The organism is Luteithermobacter gelatinilyticus (genome assembly GCF_005849285.1).
GTDB lineage: Bacteria > Pseudomonadota > Alphaproteobacteria > Sphingomonadales > Emcibacteraceae > Luteithermobacter > Luteithermobacter gelatinilyticus.
Window position 1 is genome coordinate 1,666,657 of record NZ_CP040517.1, and the last position, 19,444, is coordinate 1,686,100.

Consider the following 19,444-nt stretch of genomic DNA (forward strand, 5'->3'; position numbering starts at 1 on the left):
TCTTACAACAGCATGGCGGTCGGGGTTTCCAGATAGGTCTTCAGCGCCTGAAGGAATCTGGCCCCCACGGCCCCGTCAATGGCCCGATGATCACAGGCAAGGTTCAGCGACATGAGGGTAGCGACGCTGAGCTCGCCATTTTTCACCACCGGGCGCTGCTCTCCCATGCCAACGGCCAGAATAGCGGCCTGCGGCGGGTTGATGACGGCCTGAAACTGCTTGATGCCGAACATGCCCAGATTGGAAACGGAAAAGGTGCCGCCCTGATACTCTTCAGGGGCAAGTTTGCCTTCCCGGGCTTTTGCCGCAAGCGCCTTGCTTTCTTCGGAAATCTGTTGGAGCCCTTTTTGATCCGCCCCCCGGATCACCGGGGTCACCAGGCCGCCGTCAATGGCCACTGCTACAGATATGTCCGCTCTCTCGAACTGGCGCATGACGTTCCCGGCAAATTGTACATTGGCCTCGGGCACTTTTCTAAGCGCCAGCGCACAGGCCCGGATGATGAAGTCATTGACCGAAATCTTATACTCATCACTCATGCTGTTAAGTTGTTTGCGGGCGGCCAAAAGATTGTCCAGTTCCACATCAATGTGCAGATAAAAATGCGGCACGGTCTGTTTGGATTCCGTAAGACGCTTGGCAATGGTTTTACGCATGCCGGAAAGCTTGATTTCCCGATATGGCGCATCACCTTCAAGGTCCGCTCCCGCCGCTACTGCTGCTGCCGGTTTCTCAGCGGGAGTGAACGCTTCCACATCCCGTTTGACAATGCGCCCGCGCGGCCCGGAGCCCTTGATGTCCGCAAGGTCATACCCTTTTTGTTGGGCCAGCCGTCGCGCCAAGGGAGAAGCAAAAATCCGTTCTCCCTTCCCCTCACCCTTATGAGTTTTATTTTCTTCTGACGCTTTCTCCGGCTGGGACGAAACGGCTTTTACATTATCAAGGCTTTCTTGAGTAGCCCGATCTTCCTGTTTCGGGGTTTCTTCTGCAGCCGGCATTTGACCGGTCGATGCAGCGGGTGTGTAATCGTCAAGAACAGACCGATCTTCTCCCTCTTCCAGAAGCAGCGCAATCACCTCGCCGACTTTGACATCTTCAGTGCCTTCCGCTACCAGGAGCTTGCCCACAACCCCTTCATCAATACCCTCAAATTCCATGGTGGCTTTATCGGTTTCGATTTCGGCAAGGATGGTGCCGCTTTCCACGGCGTCCCCTTCCTTTACCGTCCATTTGGCCAATGTCCCGCTTTCCATTGTCGGGGACAGGGCCGGCATACGAATTTCAATAGGCATGTTTCCTCTCCCCTTTGATTAATCCCTGTAACAGACAGCCTTGGCGGCCTTGACCACGCTGTCCACGGAAACCAGCGCCAGCTTTTCCAGATTGGCGGCATAGGGCATGGGCACATCCGCATCGGTGCAGCGCATCACTGGTGCGTCCAGATAGTCAAAAGCCTCTTCCATAAGACGGGCAGAAAGTTCCGCCGTCACCCCGCAGGTGGCCCAGCCTTCATCCACACACACAGCCCGGTTGGTTTTTTTCACCGATTTGATGACCGTGTCGATATCCATCGGGCGGATAGTTCTGAGGTCCACGACTTCAGCACTAATGCCGTCTTCTGCCAGGCGGTCTGCGGCCTCCAACGCCACTTTCATGCCGATGCTGTAGCTGATCAGGGTGACATCATCACCTTTCCGCGCCACTTTTGCCTTACCGATGGGCACCGTATAGTCCTCCACATCCGGCACCTCGAAACTCTGACCATATAGAATTTCATTTTCCAGAAAAATTACCGGATTGGGATTGCGGATCGCGGATTTCAGCAAGCCCTTGGCATCCGCCGCGCTATAGGGAGAGACCACGATCAGCCCTGGAACATGTGCATACCAGGCGGCATAGTTTTGCGAATGCTGGGCCGCGACGCGTGCCGCCGCACCGTTGGGACCACGAAATACAATGGGACAGCGTATTTGCCCTCCGGACATATAGTTTGTCTTGCCCGCGGAATTGACAATCTGGTCAATGGCCTGCATGGCAAAATTGAACGTCATGAATTCCACAATTGGCCTGAGCCCCGCCATTGCCGCGCCCACGCCAAGACCGGCAAAACCATGTTCGGTGATCGGCGTATCAATCACCCGCCGGGCCCCGAATTCATCCAGCAACCCTTGAGTCACCTTATAGGCCCCCTGATATTCGGCGACCTCTTCCCCCATCACAAAAACCCGCTCATCGGCGCGCATTTCCTCGGCCATGGCGTCCCGAAGCGCTTCGCGCACCGTCATGGTGGTAAAGGTGGTGCCTTCGGGCAATTCCTCTTCTTCAGGGACTGGCGGAGCTGGCGCCGTCAATACAGATGCCTCAGCGTTCTTTTCTTTTGCCTCTTTCCCGGAAGAGCCTGCCGCCTGTTGCTCTTTTTGCGTTGAGCTCTCCGGCATTGAACTTTCTGGCATTGAACTTTCTGGCATTGAAGAAGAGGTCCCATTGATTTCTTCCAGGGCGGACCGATCTTCCCCGTCTTCCAAAAGCACGGCAATCAGGGTGCCGACCTTGATGTCTTCACTGCCTTCATCAACCAGAATTTTCCCGACGATCCCTTCTTCATCGGTTTCCAGTTCCATGGTGGCCTTGTCGGTTTCGATTTCCGCCAGCACATCACCGGCGGAGACCCTGTCTCCTTCCTTAACGTTCCATTTGGCAATGGTGCCGGATTCCATTGTGGGCGACATGGCGGGGAGTAAAATCTCTACGGTCATCTCTGACGTCCTTTAATTTTGATTTTTATTCAGCAACCAAAACGTCCGTGTAAAGCTCGGAAGGATCCGGCTCGGGACTTTCCTGAGCAAAGGTGGCGGCTTCAGCGACAATCGCCTTGATTTCCTTGTCCACCTCTTTCAGCTCCTCCTCTGTCATGTGCTTGCCATCCAGCAGACGCTGTTTGACCTGATCAATCGGATCATGTTCGGCACGCATTTTCTGTACTTCCTCTTTGGAACGGTATTTGGCCGGATCAGACATGGAATGTCCCCGATACCGATAAGTCTTCATTTCCAGGAGAATAGGCCCCTTGCCACTGCGGGCCCATGCCACGGCCCGGTCTGCGGCTTCTTTCACAGCCAGTACATTCATGCCGTCTACCGCTTCGCCCGGGATGTTGAAGCTTTCTCCCCGGCGATACAACTCCACCTGTGATGAAGAGCGCTTGACCGAAGTGCCCATGGCATACTGGTTGTTTTCGATCACAAAAACTACCGGCAAATGCCAGAGTTCAGCCATATTGAAGGTTTCATAAACCTGCCCCTGATTGACAGCGCCGTCACCAAAATACACGACCGACACATGGTCCGTGTCGCGGTATTTATGGGCAAAGGCAAGGCCTGCCCCAATCGGAACCTGGGCCCCGACAATGCCGTGTCCCCCGTAAAACCCGTGTTCCACACTGAACATATGCATGGAACCGCCTTTCCCCTTGGAAATACCGTCCCGACGCCCGGTCAGTTCCGCCAGGATCACCTTGGGATCAATACCGCAGGCCAACATATGCGCATGATCGCGATAACTGGTGATCACCGTATCGCCTTCTTTCAGCGCAGCCTGCATGCCGGTCACAACCGCTTCCTGCCCAATATAAAGATGGCAGAAGCCGCCAATCAGGCCCATGCCGTACATTTGGCCGGCCTTTTCCTCGAACCGGCGCATCAGAAGCATGTCTCGATAATAATTTTTCAGTTCTTCTGGGCTGGCCTTATATTCTTTGGGTTTCACCGTCTTTCGGCGGGCGGCCGGCTTACGGGAGGAAGTGGAAGATGTTGTTCTTTTTGCCATGATCCTTTGCCTAATAATTTCCACACACTGTTTATGCAGGTCCCTCTGCGAACTCAGATACTCTATAATTGTTAAAAGTAATTGAAAAACAACAGAAAAATAGAATTAACTTTATAATGGTTAATTCTATTGCAATTGCGAACATGCCCGCATCAAAATCTAAGCGATTGTAAACTATGGAGGAAATTTTCACCCAAAATGAAATCGGAAATAAAATTACAAATCAGGTTTAATTTGAGGAATTTTCCAAAATGATGATCTCGTCGGTGTGGCTATAGCCCAGATAGCGCCGCGAAAGTTCCTCCAGATAATCCGGATCCACATGCTCCGGGCGCAGCAGGCGAACATGCGCCTCGAGCCTTTCACGTTGTTTGTGAATGGCGTTATATTGTTGTTCCAAAAGCTGAATATCCTGCTTGAGCTGAAAATGCGCCTTAAGCCCGTTATTGCCGTTCAGGGCATGAAAACCAAAATACACAAGCACCAGGAAACTGACCAGCGGGATGGCCATTTTGCGAAAGCGAAAGGATATGTCTTGCATCTTTTTCATACCCTTAGCGAATCACAAGTGATTCGCCCGGTCAAGATATTTTTTGCAGGTTAGCAAAAAGGCCGTCCAGGACGGCCTTTTTACGTCACAAAGAGATCTGTAAAGAAGTCTGGCTGACTTATGGTTCAGCGTAGGATGCTTTTGCCGGCATAGGTTGCCGCTTCACCCAAGGCTTCCTCGATCCGGATCAGCTGATTGTATTTGGCCAGCCGGTCGGACCGTGCCAGAGAACCGGTCTTGATCTGCCCGCAATTGGTGGCCACTGCCAGATCGGCGATGGTAGCGTCTTCCGTTTCGCCGGACCGGTGGGACATCACAGCCGTATAGGATGAGCGATGCGCCAGTTCCACCGCATCAAAGGTTTCACTCAGCGAACCGATTTGGTTCACCTTGACAAGAATGGAGTTGGCGACGCCCTTCTCAATACCCTCGGCAAGGCGGGCAGGATTGGTCACAAACAGGTCATCCCCCACCAGCTGCACCTTATCACCAACAAGGTCGGTGAGGATTTTCCAGCCGTCCCAATCGTCTTCCGCCATACCGTCTTCGATGGACAGGATCGGGAAGCGTTTTGTCAAATCCGCCAGATATTCCGCCATACCCTGGGAATCCAGTGTTTTGCCCTCACCGGCGAGCACATATTTGCCGTTCTTGTAAAACTCGGTGGAGGCTGCATCCAGTGCCAGCATGATGTCCTCTTCGGGTTTGTAACCGGCGGCCTCAACGGCCTGCATGATAAAGGACAACGCCTCTTCGGTGCCTTTCAGATTGGGGGCAAATCCCCCTTCATCCCCAACCCCGGTGTTGTGGCCGGCATCCGAGAGTTTTTTCTTAAGATGATGGAAGATTTCCGCGCCCATGCGCACCGCATCGCGGATATTGCCGGCGGAAACCGGCATGATCATGAATTCCTGAATATCAATAGGGTTGTCGGCATGTTCGCCGCCATTGATGATGTTCATCATCGGCACCGGCAGCACCCGGGCCGAAGGTCCGCCCAGATATTTATAAAGGGGCAACACTGCTTCGTCGGCGGCGGCTTTGGCCACCGCCAGGCTAACTCCCAGAATGGCATTGGCGCCAAGACGCGCTTTGTTGGGCGTCCCGTCCAGATCATTCAGAACACGATCAATGATGACCTGTTCTTCTGCATCCATGCCCAGCAACGCATCATAAATTTCGCCATTAACGGCCTCTACGGCCTTGAGAACCCCTTTGCCAAGGTAACGATCCCCGCCGTCTCTGAGTTCCACAGCTTCATGCGCCCCAGTGGACGCTCCGGAAGGAACCGCCGCCCGGCCGAAAGCCCCGGTTTCCAGGGTTACATCCACTTCAACGGTCGGATTGCCGCGACTGTCCAGAATTTCGCGGCCGGTGATGTCAATAATTGCAGTCATTTTTTCCTCTGTCGTCTCAGCATTAAATCTGGGGGAATTATACCAATCGGGATTGTTCCACTGCCGCCTTGATAAAGGCCGCAAACAATGGATGCGGTTCAAACGGTTTGGATTTCAGTTCGGGATGGAACTGCACCCCGACATACCAGGGGTGATCGACGATTTCGACAATTTCCGGCAGCTTGCCATCCGGGGACAATCCGGAAAATTTCAGGCCGGCGGCTTCCAACCGTTCCCGGTAGTTGATATTCACCTCATAGCGGTGACGATGCCGTTCCGAAATTGCTTCGGAGCCGTAGGCTTCATAGGCCTTGGTGCCCTTGTGAATTCTTGCCTTATAGGCCCCAAGCCGCATGGTGCCGCCCAGATCGTCATCCTTGGAACGGGTTTCCTTACCCTGTTCCGTTTCCCATTCGGTCATAAGTCCCACAACAGGTTCTTCGGTCGGACCAAATTCCGTTGAGCTGGCTTGTTCGATACCGGCCAGGTTACGGGCGGCTTCAATACAGGCCATTTGCATGCCAAAACAAATCCCAAAATAGGGAATTTTATGTTCGCGGGCAAATTGGGCCGCCGCAATCTTGCCTTCGGCGCCGCGTTCCCCGAACCCGCCCGGCACCAGAATGCCGTGAACATGTTCCAGATGGGACGCCACATCTCCCTGGGTAAAGATTTTGGCGTCAAACCATTCGATATTCACCTTCACATTATTGGCGAACCCGCCATGAACCAGCGCCTCGATCAGGGACTTATACGCATCCTTGAGTTCGGTGTATTTGCCCACAACAGCAATGGTCACCTCACCTTCCGGGTTGTTCACGTGATCGACAATCTCGTGCCAGCGGGCCAGATCCGGCCGGGTTGAGGCAGGATCAATACCAAAGGCCGCTAAAACTTCATCATCCAATCCTTCGGCATGGTAATTCAGCGGCACTTCGTAAATGCTTGAAGCATCGAGCGCCTGAATGACGGCGCTTTCCCGCACATTACAAAACAGGGCAATTTTGCGCCGTTCGGAATCGGGAATTTCATGTTCTGAGCGGCAGACCAGAACATCCGGCTGAATACCGATACTGCGCAGTTCCTTAACACTGTGCTGGGTCGGTTTGGTTTTCAACTCTCCGGCTGCCTCAAGGAACGGCACCAGTGTCACATGCACAAAGATCGCCCGCTCACGGCCCAGTTCATTACCAAGCTGGCGGATGGCCTCCATAAAGGGCAGGCTTTCAATATCCCCGATGGTGCCGCCAATCTCGCACAGGACAAAGTCTGTATCCGGCTCCACATCCGATGTGGCAAATTCCTTAATCGCATCCGTCACATGAGGAATAACTTGCACGGTCGCGCCCAGATAATCGCCACGACGTTCCTTTTCAATAATCTGCTGATAGATTCGTCCGGATGTCACATTATCGCTCTGACGGCTGGCCACACCGGTAAATCGTTCATAATGGCCCAGGTCCAGATCGGTCTCCGCGCCGTCATCGGTGACAAAAACCTCACCATGCTGGTACGGACTCATGGTGCCCGGGTCAACATTAAGATAAGGGTCCAGCTTGCGCAGTCTGACTTTATATCCCCGGGACTGAAGTAAGGCGCCCAAAGCTGCGGACAGGAGGCCCTTCCCTAAAGAAGAAACAACACCTCCGGTAATGAAAATATAGCGGGTCATAGGTAATTAATAATCCCGAACAGTCTGAATTATTTATAACAACAAAAGACCTGCGACACAGGAAGTTGGCACAGGCCCTGCTTTGTTTAGCGCAGTATTTATCGCGTTTTATTTACAGACATATGCCCGTCGGCATCATACCGTTGCCACACGGAAGATATGTCTTTTGTCGTTTTAATCTGTTACCGGCACTTCAGGCAGTTTGGGCAGTTCCGTTTCCGGCTGTTCGGCCTCTACGGCCGGCGGCTGATCCAGAACGGAGCCATCGTCTCCATCCTCCTTGGCCAGGATCGCCAACACAAGGCTGGTGATAAAAAACGCTCCTGCCAGAACGGCCGTTGTTCGGGTCAACAGATTAGCCGCTGAACGGCTTGAAATCAACCCGGTTGGTCCGCCGCCAATTCCCAAAGCCCCACCTTCGGATTGCTGCAACAAAATCGTGACAACCAAGGCTATGGCCAATATCAGATGGATCACAAGAATAACTTCTTGCATTGTCTAAACTCTTTTTTGTTTGAATACCTGTTCTCTTAATACCCCACGGCTTTTACTCCAAAGAGCCTGCCATGGCCAGATTTTTTTCCATTCTTTTGTATCCCTCAACCATAAGCCTGGAGAATGCCATAAAAACTCTCTGCTTTAAGGCTTGCTCCGCCGACCAACGCACCATTGACATTCTCAACGGCCATCAGTTCCGCAGCATTATCTGGCTTGACAGAGCCTCCATAAAGAATGCGTACTTCATCTCCGCTTTCTCCAAAACGTTCTTTAAGCACGCTCCGTATAGCGGCATGAACCTCGGCCACATCCGCTGCTGTAGGGGTTTTCCCCGTGCCAATGGCCCAGACCGGCTCATAGGCGATGATGGTGTTGATCGCTTCCGCTTCCTCGGGCAAAGACGCCACCACCTGCTCCGTGACCACCGCAAGGGTCTGCCCATTGTCTCGTTCCGCTTCGGTTTCCCCCACACAGATGATGGCTACAAGTCCTTCGCGCTGAGCAGCAGAAGCCTTGGCCCTGACCATATCATTGTCTTCCCCGTGGTCGCTGCGCCGCTCGGAATGGCCAACAATTACATGACTGCACCCCAGGTCCTTCAACATTTCGGCGGAAATATCACCAGTATGCGCCCCGGCGCGGGCCGTATGACAGTCCTGTCCGCCAATCGCGATGGAACTACCCTTAGTGGCTTCAATAGCATGTGCAAGCAGGGTTGCCGGCGGACAGACCAGCACATCGCAATGAACGTTTTTTTCACTGATCAGCTTTTGCAGATCCTCAATTTCCTGAACGCTGGCCTTCAGGCCGTTCATTTTCCAGTTGCCCGCAACAAGCGCTTTGGGAGCCGCCATTGATAAAACCCTTCTTTCTTTACAAAAGATCTAAACCAAAGATGTTCAAAATTTATTGTTCCCTAGCAGAATTGGTTCGGGATTTCCACTGCCATCACTATTTTTATCCCTCAGAAAGGCGAAAAAGCGGCAAGTGCGTGGTGTTTGGTATTGCGGACCGACAGGGAGGTCATTATCATGCCGGAAAATTCCCTTCCTCCGGAACATCAGACCGGAATTTTGGGCCAGAATTTTAGGCCAGAATTTTGGGCCAGAATTTTGGGCCGGATTTTTGGGCCGGAATTTAGGAGCAGAAGCTTTGAGGCGGACCATTGAGCAGAAAGTTTCGACTCCAAATTAAAGGTAAGGGACAAAATTTCAGGGACACGCATTTATTCCTGTAGAAACGAGAAATAATAAACCACACTCATAAACAACCATCACAGGCAACAAAACAGGTTCTGTATTCATGTTACAATTTCTTCGCAGCGGTCTTTCTTCTTTCTTGACCATGGTTCTTCTGGGACTTCTTGTCGCCAGCTTTGCCCTTTGGGGTATTGGCCGGGACATTTTTGCTACCAGCAGCAATATTGTCGCCGAAGTCGGAGACCAGAAAATCAGTGCGCAGGATTTCGCCCGTGAATTTCAGGTGGCCTATCAGCAGCAGCAACAACGTCTGGGCGGCGAATTAACCCGTTCCATGGCCATCTCTCTGGGGCTAGGCCAGCAAACCCTGATGAATCAGGTCAACCGCACGGCCTTTATCGAAGCCGCCCGGCAGATGGGCCTGCGCATCACCGATGAACAACTCCGGGAATTCATATACGATCTGGACGTGTTCAAGAATGATTTTGGCCAGTTTCAGAAATATTATTTTGAACTGGCCGCCCGCAATCAGGGGCTGGACCCCAAGGAACTCGAAGAACTACTCCGCGAAGATCTGTTACGCCAGGAATTTCTAACCACCCTTGTCGGCCCGCTGACCCTGCCACGCCCCATGTTGGAAAGCATTTACAAATTTGAACGTGAAACCAGAACCGCTGAGATGCTAATTGTTTCTGCCTCCACGATAACAGACATTGAGTCCCCAACGGAAGAACAGCTCAAGGCGTATTATGATGAGCACTCCTACCAATATATGGCGCCGGAATATCGCAAACTGGCTTACATCTCCATAAAGCCTGAACAATATATGGATGACATCGCTGTACCGGAGGATGAACTTAAAGAGGAATACAACCTCCGCCAAGGGGAATATAGCGAAGCCGAAACCAGGGACATTAGACAAATCGTTCTCGACAGTCAGGAAGCCGCCGCTGCAGCGTATCAGGACCTTAAGGCCGGCAAGTCCTTCGTGGATGTTCTTTCCACACACAGCGATCTGAGCGAAGCGGATTCTCGGATCGGGGAACAGAGTCGCACGGATCTTGAAGAAACCTATGGCCCGGAGGTGGCTGAGGCCGTCTTTGCGCTCGACGAGGGAGGTTTTACCTCACCCCAGGAAACCGCCTTTGGCTGGTATATTTTCGAAGTTCGGAAAATTCAGGAAGGCAGCGCCAAGGCCTTTGAAGAGGTGCGGGCTGAACTGGAAAAAGAGCTGAAACGTCAACATGCTCTCGACAAGGTGTATGAAGTCACCAATAAAGTCGAAGATGAACTGGCTGGTGGCGTCCCACTGACGGAAATTGCTGAAACCCTGAATCTGACGTTGGTGAACATCGGGCCAACCGATAGTAATGGTTTCGCTCCCACTGGGCAGCCCGTCCAAAACCTGCCTGGTTTTGATGGTTTTCTTGCCCGTGCCTTCGAACAGGACCCCGGCACCGAACCGGTGCTGGAAGAAAGCAGCGGGGATGTTTTTTATGTGCTAAACGTCACTGACGTGCAGCCTTCTCAACTGCGCCCCTTTGAGGAGGTTCGCGGGGCTGTAGAGGAGGCTTGGATTCGGGAAGACCGCAATCGCAAGGCCGAAGAGCTGGCCAGCCGGCTCAAGGCGGATGTGGAAAGCGGCAAGAAACTGAAGGATCTGGCAGCAGCTTATGACTCCGCGACCTATCAGCAGGTGACTATTGCCCGGAATGACCAAAGCGGCACGCTGTCTACTGATCTTCATCAGGCCATTTTCACCACCGCCCCGGGGGCCCTGGAACTGAAACCCGCGGCCAGTAATGACGGGTATGTGCTGTTTCAGGTCACCGCCCGCGACTTCCCCGATGATATTCCTGAAAATCTTGATCAACTGGCGGAAAACATTATTGGCATTTATCAGTCTGAAGTTCTTTCTGCCTACCGGAATTATCTGACCGAAGCCCTACCGGTGAAAATCAACGAACGAACGGCCAAAGCCGTTCTGGACCAGATGAGCGCTTCGGAAGAGCAATAACGTCTCGGCCTGGCCGGAAAATTAGTAGAAGAAAACTAGCAGAAGAAAACTAGCCGAACAGGAAGCATAAAGGACCCAGGCATGTCTGTCTCTCCGGATTTTGAACAGTTCAAGCAGGCTTATGAAACTGGCAGAGCACAGCTTGTCTGGTCCACTTTGGTGGCGGATCTGGAAACACCGGTTTCTGCCTTTATCAAGCTGGCCGCCGATGATCCCTACAGCAGTCTGCTGGAGTCCGTGGAAGGCGGTGCGATTCGGGGACGTTATACCTTTATCGGCCTGAAGCCGGATATCATCTGGCGCTGTTTTGGCAACAGGGCGGAAATTAACCGTCGGGCCCTCACCCAAGCCCAGGATGAAAGTACTTACGAAAGCCTGCCTGGTGATGCGCTGGACAGCCTGCGCCGCCTGTTTGCGGAGTCCCGCATTGACCTGCCCCAGGGCATGCCGCCATCTGCCGCTGGCCTGATCGGGTATATGGGCTATGACATGGTGCGGCTAATGGAAAATCTGCCTGAACCCAATGAAGATGCCCTTGGCCTGCCCGATAGCATTTTTGTACGTCCCACCATCATGGTGGTTTTTGATAATGTGACCGACGAGCTCAGCATTGTCACACCGGTCCGGCCTGACAACCGTCTGGACGCCCAAACCGCTTACCGGCGGGCAGTAGAACGATTGGCAGACATCGAAGCGGCCCTGGAAAAACCCGTGCCGCTCAGGGGCCGGCAGATCCAGTTCCCGGGCCAGCCCCTGCCCCAGGCGGTCTCCAATACCGGAAAAGAACGCTATAAGGACATGGTGGCCCGGGCTAAGGAGTACATCCGGGCCGGGGACATTTTTCAGGTGGTGTTGTCGCAGCGGTTTTCCACCCCTTTTGATTTACCGCCCTTTGCGTTGTACCGGGCCTTGCGGCGCACCAATCCGTCTCCTTTTCTGTATTTCCTGAAATTTGGAGATTTTTCTGTGATCGGCTCCAGCCCGGAAATCCTTGTCCGGTTGCGCGACGGCGAGGTCACGGTGCGCCCCATTGCCGGCACCCGGCCGCGCGGCAAAACCCCGCGGGAAGACCAAGCACTGGCCGAGGACCTGTTGTCGGACCCCAAGGAGCTGGCTGAACATTTGATGCTGCTGGATCTGGGCCGCAATGATGTGGGCCGGGTATCCAAGGTGGGCACAGTCGATGTCACCCAGAAAATGATCATCGAATATTATTCCCACGTGATGCATATCGTTTCCGACGTGCGCGGCGAAATCGCCCCGGAATATGATGCGCTGAAAGCACTCGCCGCCGGTTTTCCCGCCGGTACGGTTAGCGGTGCGCCCAAGGTGCGGGCCATGGAGATCATCGACGAACTGGAAGTTGAAAAACGCGGCATCTATGCCGGCGGCGTGGGCTATTTTTCCGCCGATGGCAGCATGGACACCTGTATTGTACTGCGCACTGCCATTGTCAAGGACGGCATGATGCATGTTCAGGCCGGCGCCGGCATCGTCGCTGACAGCGACCCCGATAGCGAATATGCGGAATGTGAGGCCAAGGCCCGTGCCCTGTTCCGCGCTGCCGAAGTGGCCTTAAGCTTCGCCGGAGAGGCAAAAAAGGGGCAGTAACCAGACTTTCCCTATCCCCAATCTGTTTCCCCTACTCCGCCAATATATCAGTCCTGTTATGTACCAAAAGGTTCCGGCGGGCCTTCTCGCGCACCACATAGGACAGGGGCACCAGGGCGATGCCTTTCTGCTCCAGAGTCGGCAGCCAGCGTTTCAGCGCCTCAATTGTTTCCCCATAGGGATGACCGATACCAACTGCGATGCCGTGGCGATGGGCGTAATCCTCCAGCTTGTCCAACTGCCCCAGGATATAATCCACATCCTGACGGTTATCCAGAAACACATCCCGGCTCACATGTGGCACCCCCTTTCGTGCTGCCTGCTCCGCCAGGCGGGACCGGCTGGTGGTTCGTGAATCCAGCACCAGAAGCCCCTCTTTTTTCAGCCGCCCGACCACGGCCGCCACGGCCGCCTCATCTTCGGTAAAAGCGCTGCCCATATGGTTATTGATTCCCACATATCCCTCAAACTGCGACAGGTTATAATCCAGTCGCGAAAGAAGTTCTTCCTCACTCAACCGGCTTTCCAGGGCCTGTGGTCCGGGAGAAGCCGCCCCTTTCGGCTGCATCGGCATGTGAATCATCAGTTCGTGCCCCCTGCGCCGGGCGAGCGCCGTCTGGTGGCGCAATTCCGTAGCATAAGGCAGAAATGCCAGCGTTAGGCGCGGGTCCAGATCAATGATCTGTCGGGTGTTGTTCTTGCGGATACCCAAATCGTCAATAACAATAGCGATAACGGGTTGGCCCGTCACCAAGCCAACGGGCCGGACTGCATTCTTTTCCCAGGTCGGTTGCTCCCGAACGGAGGGATGTTCCCTGTCCTGTTCCTGCTCCGGCTGTAATGGGAAGGGAGAAGACAATGGGGAATAAGACGGCGGCAGGCTGACCACGGCTTCGACTTCCGCATGACCTTCTTCGTATGTGAACGGATAGGTCACGGGATCGGAGAAGTTTTTTTGCGCCACGACCGGCGGATCTGTCTTCTCTGAAGATTCCCGGCTCAGGGTCAGAATAATGCCGCCAAACGCAAACCCCACAAAAAGCATATAAATGCCGATCAGAATCCTGTGGCGCTGCTGCCATAAGACTCTGGCGGAACAAAAACGCCCCCACTGACGCCACAGCTTCCGCCCCGATATCCCATTCTCCTGTTTCCGGGACGCCAGTTTCCTGATCTGAGCACTTAACGACACACTGCTTCCTTTTGTTTTATTTTATTTCTTTGTATTTTATTTTTACGCGGCAGGGCAATTATGCCGTCCCGACCGGTCAATTACAAATATCTTGTTGTTGTGCTTTATGGAAATCCTTTATAGAGTAGCCGGTAAATCACAATGAGCATTCCATAGCAAAAAGACGAGACTGACCCCGAAACATGAGCGACCTGTTTGAGACTGCCACTGTCACCGCCGAATATTCAGCAAAGGATATTGAGGTACTGGAGGGGCTGGAGCCCGTCCGTATGCGTCCCGGCATGTATATTGGGGGAACGGATGAACGGGCGCTTCATCATCTGGTGGCCGAGGTTCTGGACAATTCCATGGACGAGGCCGTGGCCGGACATGCCAGTCGTATCGAAGTAGAGCTGCATGAGAATGGCGCCGTTTCCATCACCGATAACGGCCGCGGCATCCCCATTGACCCCCATCCCAAATATAAGGATCGCTCGGCATTGGAGGTTATTCTGACCACCCTGCATTCCGGCGGAAAATTCAACAGCAAGGCATATGAGACCTCCGGCGGTCTTCACGGGGTGGGGATTTCGGTGGTCAACGCCTTGTCGGAAAAAATGTCGGTGGAGGTCGCGCGCGACAAACAAGTCTGGCGCCAGGATTATTCCCGCGGCCATGCCGTGAGCGGGCTGGAGAATATTGGCGCGACCAGCAACCGGCGTGGCACCAAAGTGACTTTTCTGCCCGATCCGGAAATTTTCGGGGAAAATGCCCAGCTCAAGCCCGCGCGCCTGTACCAAATGGCCAAATCCAAGGCTTATCTGTTCCGTGGCGTAGAAATCCGCTGGCAGTGTGCACCGGTTCTGCTGAAAGATGGCGACGAAACCCCGCAGAAAGATACACTCCATTTTCCCGGCGGGCTGAATGATTATCTAACCACCGCATTGGAAAAAAGAAGTAAGGTCACGGCGGAAAATTTTCATGGCAAGGCGCCCCTGCCCGACGGGATGGGACAGGTGGAATGGGCCATTGCATGGCCGGAATATGGCGACGGCAATATCCGCTCCTACTGTAACACCGTGCCCACGCCCCAGGGCGGCACCCATGAAGCCGGGATTCGTGCCGCACTGCTTAAAGGGATCAAAGCCTATGGGGAACTTGTCGGGAATAAAAAAGCTGCGGCCATTACGGGAGAAGACATTTTCACCAGCTCCTGCGCGCTGATTTCCGTGTTTATCAAAAATCCACAATTTCAGGGACAAACCAAGGACAAGCTCACCAACCCCGAAGCCTCGCGGCTGGTGGAGCTGGCGGTGCGGGACCATTTCGACCACTGGCTGAGTGGCGCTCCCGACATGGCCAATGATCTTCTGGCCTGGACCCTGGAACGGGTTGAAGAACGCCTGCGCCGCAAACAGGAAAAAGACGTCAAACGTCAGACCGCTACCAGCCGGCGCAAGCTGCGTCTGCCCGGCAAATTGGCCGATTGCAGCCAGGACGCGGCAAAGGGCACCGAAATCTATATTGTGGAGGGCGACTCCGCCGGCGGGTCCGCGAAACAAGCCCGGGACCGCCGGACTCAGGCCATCTTACCGATTCGCGGAAAAATTCTTAATGTGGCCAGCGCCACCCGGGACAAAATCAGGGCCAACCAGGAAATCGGCGATATCAACCAGGCCTTGGGATGCGGATCGGGGGATAAATACCGGGAAGAGGATCTGCGTTATGAAAAGGTTATCATCATGACAGACGCTGATGTGGATGGGGCCCATATCGCAACACTATTGATAACCTATTTCTATCAGGAAATGCCCGAACTGATCAAAAACGGTCATCTTTACCTGGCGCAGCCGCCGCTCTATCGTATCGCCCAAGGCGGCAAGGTGCTGTATGCTCGGGACGATGCCCATAAAGATGAACTGATTACCCGGGACTTTTCAGGCCGCGGCAAGATTGAGGTCAGCCGCTTCAAGGGGCTAGGAGAAATGCCGCCGGCCCAGTTGCGCGAAACCACCATGACTCCCGGCAAACGAACCCTGTTGCGGGTCATCATCCCGGAAGGAGCGCGGCTCGCCACATCTGAAAAAGTTGATCAGCTCATGGGCAAAAAACCGGAACTGAGGTTTCAGTTCATTCAAGAAAACGCCCCGAGGGCCAAAGAGCTGGATATTTAGTTGTATTTTGGCACATTTTAAGCATTATTTTTCCGGAATATGGAGAGGAAAGATTGACATCCGGCAAGTTTTCCCTATTCTCCGCCTCGGAAAGCAATAGCAGGATATTAAGCGAACTAGATGAGTTTTGAATATTTAGGTCTCAGTGACGAACTCCTTTCCGCTCTCAAAGATGCGGGATATTCCGAGCCGACCCCGATCCAGGCCAAGGCCATTCCCAGCGTCCTTCAGGGACGTGACATTCTGGGCATTGCCCAGACCGGCACCGGGAAGACGGCTTCTTTCACGTTACCGATGATCGACATTCTTTCTCAAGGGCGCGCCCGGGCGCGCATGCCCCGGTCGCTGATCCTGGAACCTACACGGGAACTGGCCGCCCAGGTGGCCGAAAGTTTTGAAAAATACGGCAAAAACTCTAAACTGACCATGGCGCTGCTGATCGGCGGGGTAGCCTTTGCCGATCAGGAAAGGCTGCTGGATCGCGGTGTGGATGTTCTGATCGCCACGCCCGGGCGGCTTCTCGACCATGTAGAACGCGGCCGCGTGATGCTGACGGGCACAGAAGTCCTCGTGGTGGACGAAGCGGACCGTATGCTGGATATGGGGTTTATTCCCGATGTGGAGCGGATCTGCAAGCTGATGCCACAGACTTTGCAGACCCTGTTCTTTTCGGCCACCATGCCCAAGGAAATCAAGCAGCTCACGGACCAGTTCCTGAAAAACCCGAAAACGATCGAGGTTAGTCCGCCAAGCTCCACTGCCTCCACCATTACCCAAAAACTGGTTCCCGTTGCTGCCCATGACAAGGTCAAACGCCAGGCATTACGCCATCTGCTGCGCGGAGAGGACGTTAAGAACGGCATCATTTTCTGTAACCGGAAAAAAGAAGTCAAAGTCGTCTGCAAGTCCCTGAAAATACATGGCTTCAGCGTCGGGGAACTGCATGGCGATCTGCCCCAGGAAACCCGTATGGAGATTCTGTCCCAGTTCAAGGGAGGCGAGATACAGTTTCTGGTGGCCAGCGACGTAGCCGCTCGGGGACTGGATATCCCCTCGGTCAGTCATGTCTTCAACTTTGATATTCCCACAAACCCTGAAGATTATGTGCATCGTATCGGTCGTACCGGTCGGGCCGGCAAAGAAGGACATGCCTTCACCCTTTCCACTCCCCGGGATAAAAAATATCTGGACGCGCTGATTAAATTCCTGGGCAAGGAAATCGAGGAAGAAATCTACCCCGAATTCCAAAACAAGCCGGAAGAACGCAAAAAAACGTCCGCTCCCCGGAAAGAGCGAAAAACCCGGGATGACCATAGCCCCCGCCAGAGTAAAAAGAAAAAATCCTCCCGGCGAGATGCCGCGGAAAAGGATGAGCCCGTCATTGGCATGGGTGATCATATCCCCGCCTTTCTCCTGCGGGACGGTTAACCCCGTCCCTCTGCATCGCTGCCTGTTTACCTCTTTCTATTTGTCTTCTGCCCGACTTGCTTAACCTGTTTTTAACCCTGATCATTAGGGGTTCATTAGGAAAAAAACGCTATCGTTTTAGGCGCAAGGATGGAGCATCCCGCAGCAAGAGAAAAATAAAAACAGGCTGGAACCGTAATGTCATTTATCCAAGACCGTGACGATATTGAATTCATTCGTGAAACCTCAGACAAAGCCCTGGATATGATGGCGGCCCATAATATTGTGCCGCTGCCTATGAATTATCACATCTGGTACACTTATTCTTCCGGGGAAGACCTGGCGCTGTCTCAGCTGATCGACGGCATGGTGGCAAAGAATAAGAATTTCAGCCGCGAAGTTTGTGAAAATCTCTATGAGCGTTTCTTTTCCGGCCAGGCCGCCCAGTCGGCCGTTACCGAAGCCGGCCAGTCCATTCAGAAAGAACTGGCAAAAATCGCCCAGACGCTCAAGGAAAGTGGCGATTCAACCTCTGCATTCAGTATTTCCCTGAAAGACCACCTGGGCAGTCTCGCCAAAATCGACGGCGGCAGGGAATTGATGGAAATTCTTGCAGCAATCGTCCAGGACACCAAAACCATGCAGGAAAAAAACCTGAAAATGGAAGCGGAATTGAAAGCATCCAGTCAGGAAATACAAAAACTGCAAAATAACCTGAAAGCGGTCCAGCAGGAAAATCTGACGGATATGCTGACCAATATCGGCAATCGGAAATGTTTCGAGGAAAAATTTGACGAGGCGTTCAAGCGGTGTAGCGCCAGCGGCGAAAATATGTGTCTGGTGATCGGCGATATAGACTTTTTCAAAAGATTTAATGATACTTGGGGGCATAGTGTTGGCGACCAAATTCTGAAAGCTGTTGCCCATGTCATGAAACTGCGGGTTGGCGACAACGGTACTCCTGCGCGTTATGGCGGAGAGGAATTTGTCATCGTTTTGCCCGGACTATCCCTGGATGAAGCCACTGCCTTGGCCAATGCCATTCGCGAGTCCGTCGCCATGCGATCCATGAAACGTAAAAGCACGGGCGAACGTCTTGGCAAAATCACAGTTTCTTTCGGCATTGCCCAACTGCGCAAAGGGGACAGCAAAAGCCATATTCTGGAACGCGCCGACAATGCCCTGTATCTGGCCAAAAATTCCGGGCGAAACTGCGTAAAAACCGAACGGGACCTGGAAACGGTGCACAAAGAATCCGCCACGCCCCGATCTGCCTGACATATGTTCCATAAATGTTCTTGACTTTCCTTTCGGAACAAAATAGAACATTAAAAGAACATGGAGGGACGAAATGGATATTCTTCTTTATATCGTGAGCCTGGCTTTTCTTCCGTTGATGGGGTTGTGCATTTTCAGCGGCCTTGGTGACATCATCCGCGAACTCCACGCCTTTTATGAGACGCGGCCCCCACGGCGGTCTGCTCCCTCCCTGTTCTTGAGCACACCGGCAAGATCGCCCTCACCGTTGGGCGGAAATTTATGAGGTTGCGTTCTTCCCTGGCTTCAGGCGGTCATATATTTTCAGTTCATAGGAAATGCACCACTCAATCATCTGCCGGTACAGCATTTCCACAAACTCCTCCTGCGCGCCGGTTTTGCGGGCATGAGCCACCACCTTTTGCACCACATCCTCAATACGTTCTTCGTCCCGCACCTTGTTTCTGTGATCCTTGATCTCCGCGGCGCGTTCCATATATCCCAGTCTCAGGCACAGGACTTCCACTAAATGACGATCAAGGGCATCTATTTCCTTGCGCAATTCTGCCATCGTCGCGCAAGCTTTAGGGGGCCTGACCTGACTGGTCAGTTCATTCAGAGACAATTTCAATTCACTCATCAGAACAGATATTCCAAAATTTGTGT

Annotated in this window: 15 protein-coding genes; 5 read left to right on the forward strand and 10 right to left on the reverse strand. The window is 53.3% G+C overall.

Features of this window, described 5'->3' with window-relative positions; all coding sequences use genetic code 11:
- Positions 1-2: 2 nt before the first annotated feature.
- From FE788_RS07545 to tpiA, 8 genes are all read right to left on the reverse strand, one after another.
- Positions 3-1,292: a pyruvate dehydrogenase complex dihydrolipoamide acetyltransferase gene (locus tag FE788_RS07545; RefSeq protein WP_138380056.1), complete on the reverse strand. Its 1,290-nt coding sequence runs from the start codon at positions 1,290-1,292 to the stop codon at positions 3-5.
- Between the two features lie 18 nt (positions 1,293-1,310).
- Positions 1,311-2,756, reverse strand: coding sequence for a pyruvate dehydrogenase complex E1 component subunit beta (locus tag FE788_RS07550; RefSeq protein ID WP_138380057.1), 1,446 nt, complete (start codon positions 2,754-2,756; stop codon positions 1,311-1,313).
- A gap of 25 nt (positions 2,757-2,781) precedes the next feature.
- Positions 2,782-3,825: a pyruvate dehydrogenase (acetyl-transferring) E1 component subunit alpha gene (pdhA, locus tag FE788_RS07555; protein ID WP_138380058.1), complete on the reverse strand. Its 1,044-nt coding sequence runs from the start codon at positions 3,823-3,825 to the stop codon at positions 2,782-2,784.
- A 229-nt stretch (positions 3,826-4,054) separates the two neighbouring features.
- Positions 4,055-4,366, reverse strand: a complete 312-nt coding sequence (locus tag FE788_RS07560; RefSeq protein ID WP_168190324.1) for an FtsB family cell division protein — start codon at positions 4,364-4,366, stop codon at positions 4,055-4,057.
- 134 nt (positions 4,367-4,500) lie between these two features.
- Entirely contained in the window at positions 4,501-5,772 is a 1,272-nt protein-coding gene (gene eno / locus FE788_RS07565; protein WP_138380060.1) for a phosphopyruvate hydratase, read from the reverse strand.
- 37 nt (positions 5,773-5,809) lie between these two features.
- On the reverse strand, positions 5,810-7,444 hold the full coding sequence (locus tag FE788_RS07570; protein WP_138380061.1) for a CTP synthase: 1,635 nt from the start codon (positions 7,442-7,444) through the stop codon (positions 5,810-5,812).
- Positions 7,445-7,618: 174 nt separating this feature from the next.
- Positions 7,619-7,939: a preprotein translocase subunit SecG gene (secG, locus tag FE788_RS07575; RefSeq protein ID WP_138380062.1), complete on the reverse strand. Its 321-nt coding sequence runs from the start codon at positions 7,937-7,939 to the stop codon at positions 7,619-7,621.
- Between the two features lie 104 nt (positions 7,940-8,043).
- Positions 8,044-8,796 (reverse strand): triose-phosphate isomerase, encoded by a 753-nt coding sequence (tpiA, locus tag FE788_RS07580; protein WP_138380063.1) that lies wholly within the window; start codon positions 8,794-8,796, stop codon positions 8,044-8,046.
- 448 nt (positions 8,797-9,244) lie between these two features.
- On the opposite strand from tpiA, the gene FE788_RS07585 reads away from it, so the two are divergent.
- Positions 9,245-11,158 (forward strand): peptidyl-prolyl cis-trans isomerase, encoded by a 1,914-nt coding sequence (locus FE788_RS07585; RefSeq protein WP_138380064.1) that lies wholly within the window; start codon positions 9,245-9,247, stop codon positions 11,156-11,158.
- A gap of 81 nt (positions 11,159-11,239) precedes the next feature.
- Entirely contained in the window at positions 11,240-12,769 is a 1,530-nt protein-coding gene (trpE, locus tag FE788_RS07590; protein WP_138380065.1) for an anthranilate synthase component I, read from the forward strand.
- Between the two features lie 31 nt (positions 12,770-12,800).
- Here the strand turns inward: trpE and FE788_RS07595 are convergent, their stop codons facing one another.
- The gene (locus FE788_RS07595; protein WP_138380066.1) at positions 12,801-13,961 is read right to left on the reverse strand and encodes a divergent polysaccharide deacetylase family protein; all 1,161 of its coding nucleotides are present in this window, start codon (positions 13,959-13,961) and stop codon (positions 12,801-12,803) included.
- Between the two features lie 182 nt (positions 13,962-14,143).
- Here FE788_RS07595 and parE point away from each other — a divergent pair, with 182 nt between their 5' ends.
- The 3 genes from parE to FE788_RS07610 all read left to right on the forward strand — a co-directional run bounded on the left by parE (position 14,144) and on the right by FE788_RS07610 (position 18,799).
- A complete protein-coding gene (parE, locus tag FE788_RS07600) occupies positions 14,144-16,114 on the forward strand; it encodes a DNA topoisomerase IV subunit B (RefSeq protein ID WP_138380067.1) in 1,971 nt (656 codons plus the stop codon).
- 120 nt (positions 16,115-16,234) lie between these two features.
- Positions 16,235-17,542 (forward strand): DEAD/DEAH box helicase, encoded by a 1,308-nt coding sequence (locus FE788_RS07605; protein ID WP_138380068.1) that lies wholly within the window; start codon positions 16,235-16,237, stop codon positions 17,540-17,542.
- A gap of 177 nt (positions 17,543-17,719) precedes the next feature.
- The gene (locus FE788_RS07610) at positions 17,720-18,799 is read left to right on the forward strand and encodes a GGDEF domain-containing protein (RefSeq protein ID WP_138380069.1); all 1,080 of its coding nucleotides are present in this window, start codon (positions 17,720-17,722) and stop codon (positions 18,797-18,799) included.
- 259 nt (positions 18,800-19,058) lie between these two features.
- Here the strand turns inward: FE788_RS07610 and FE788_RS07615 are convergent, their stop codons facing one another.
- The gene (locus FE788_RS07615) at positions 19,059-19,418 is read right to left on the reverse strand and encodes a chorismate mutase (protein WP_138380070.1); all 360 of its coding nucleotides are present in this window, start codon (positions 19,416-19,418) and stop codon (positions 19,059-19,061) included.
- Positions 19,419-19,444: the final 26 nt, after the last annotated feature.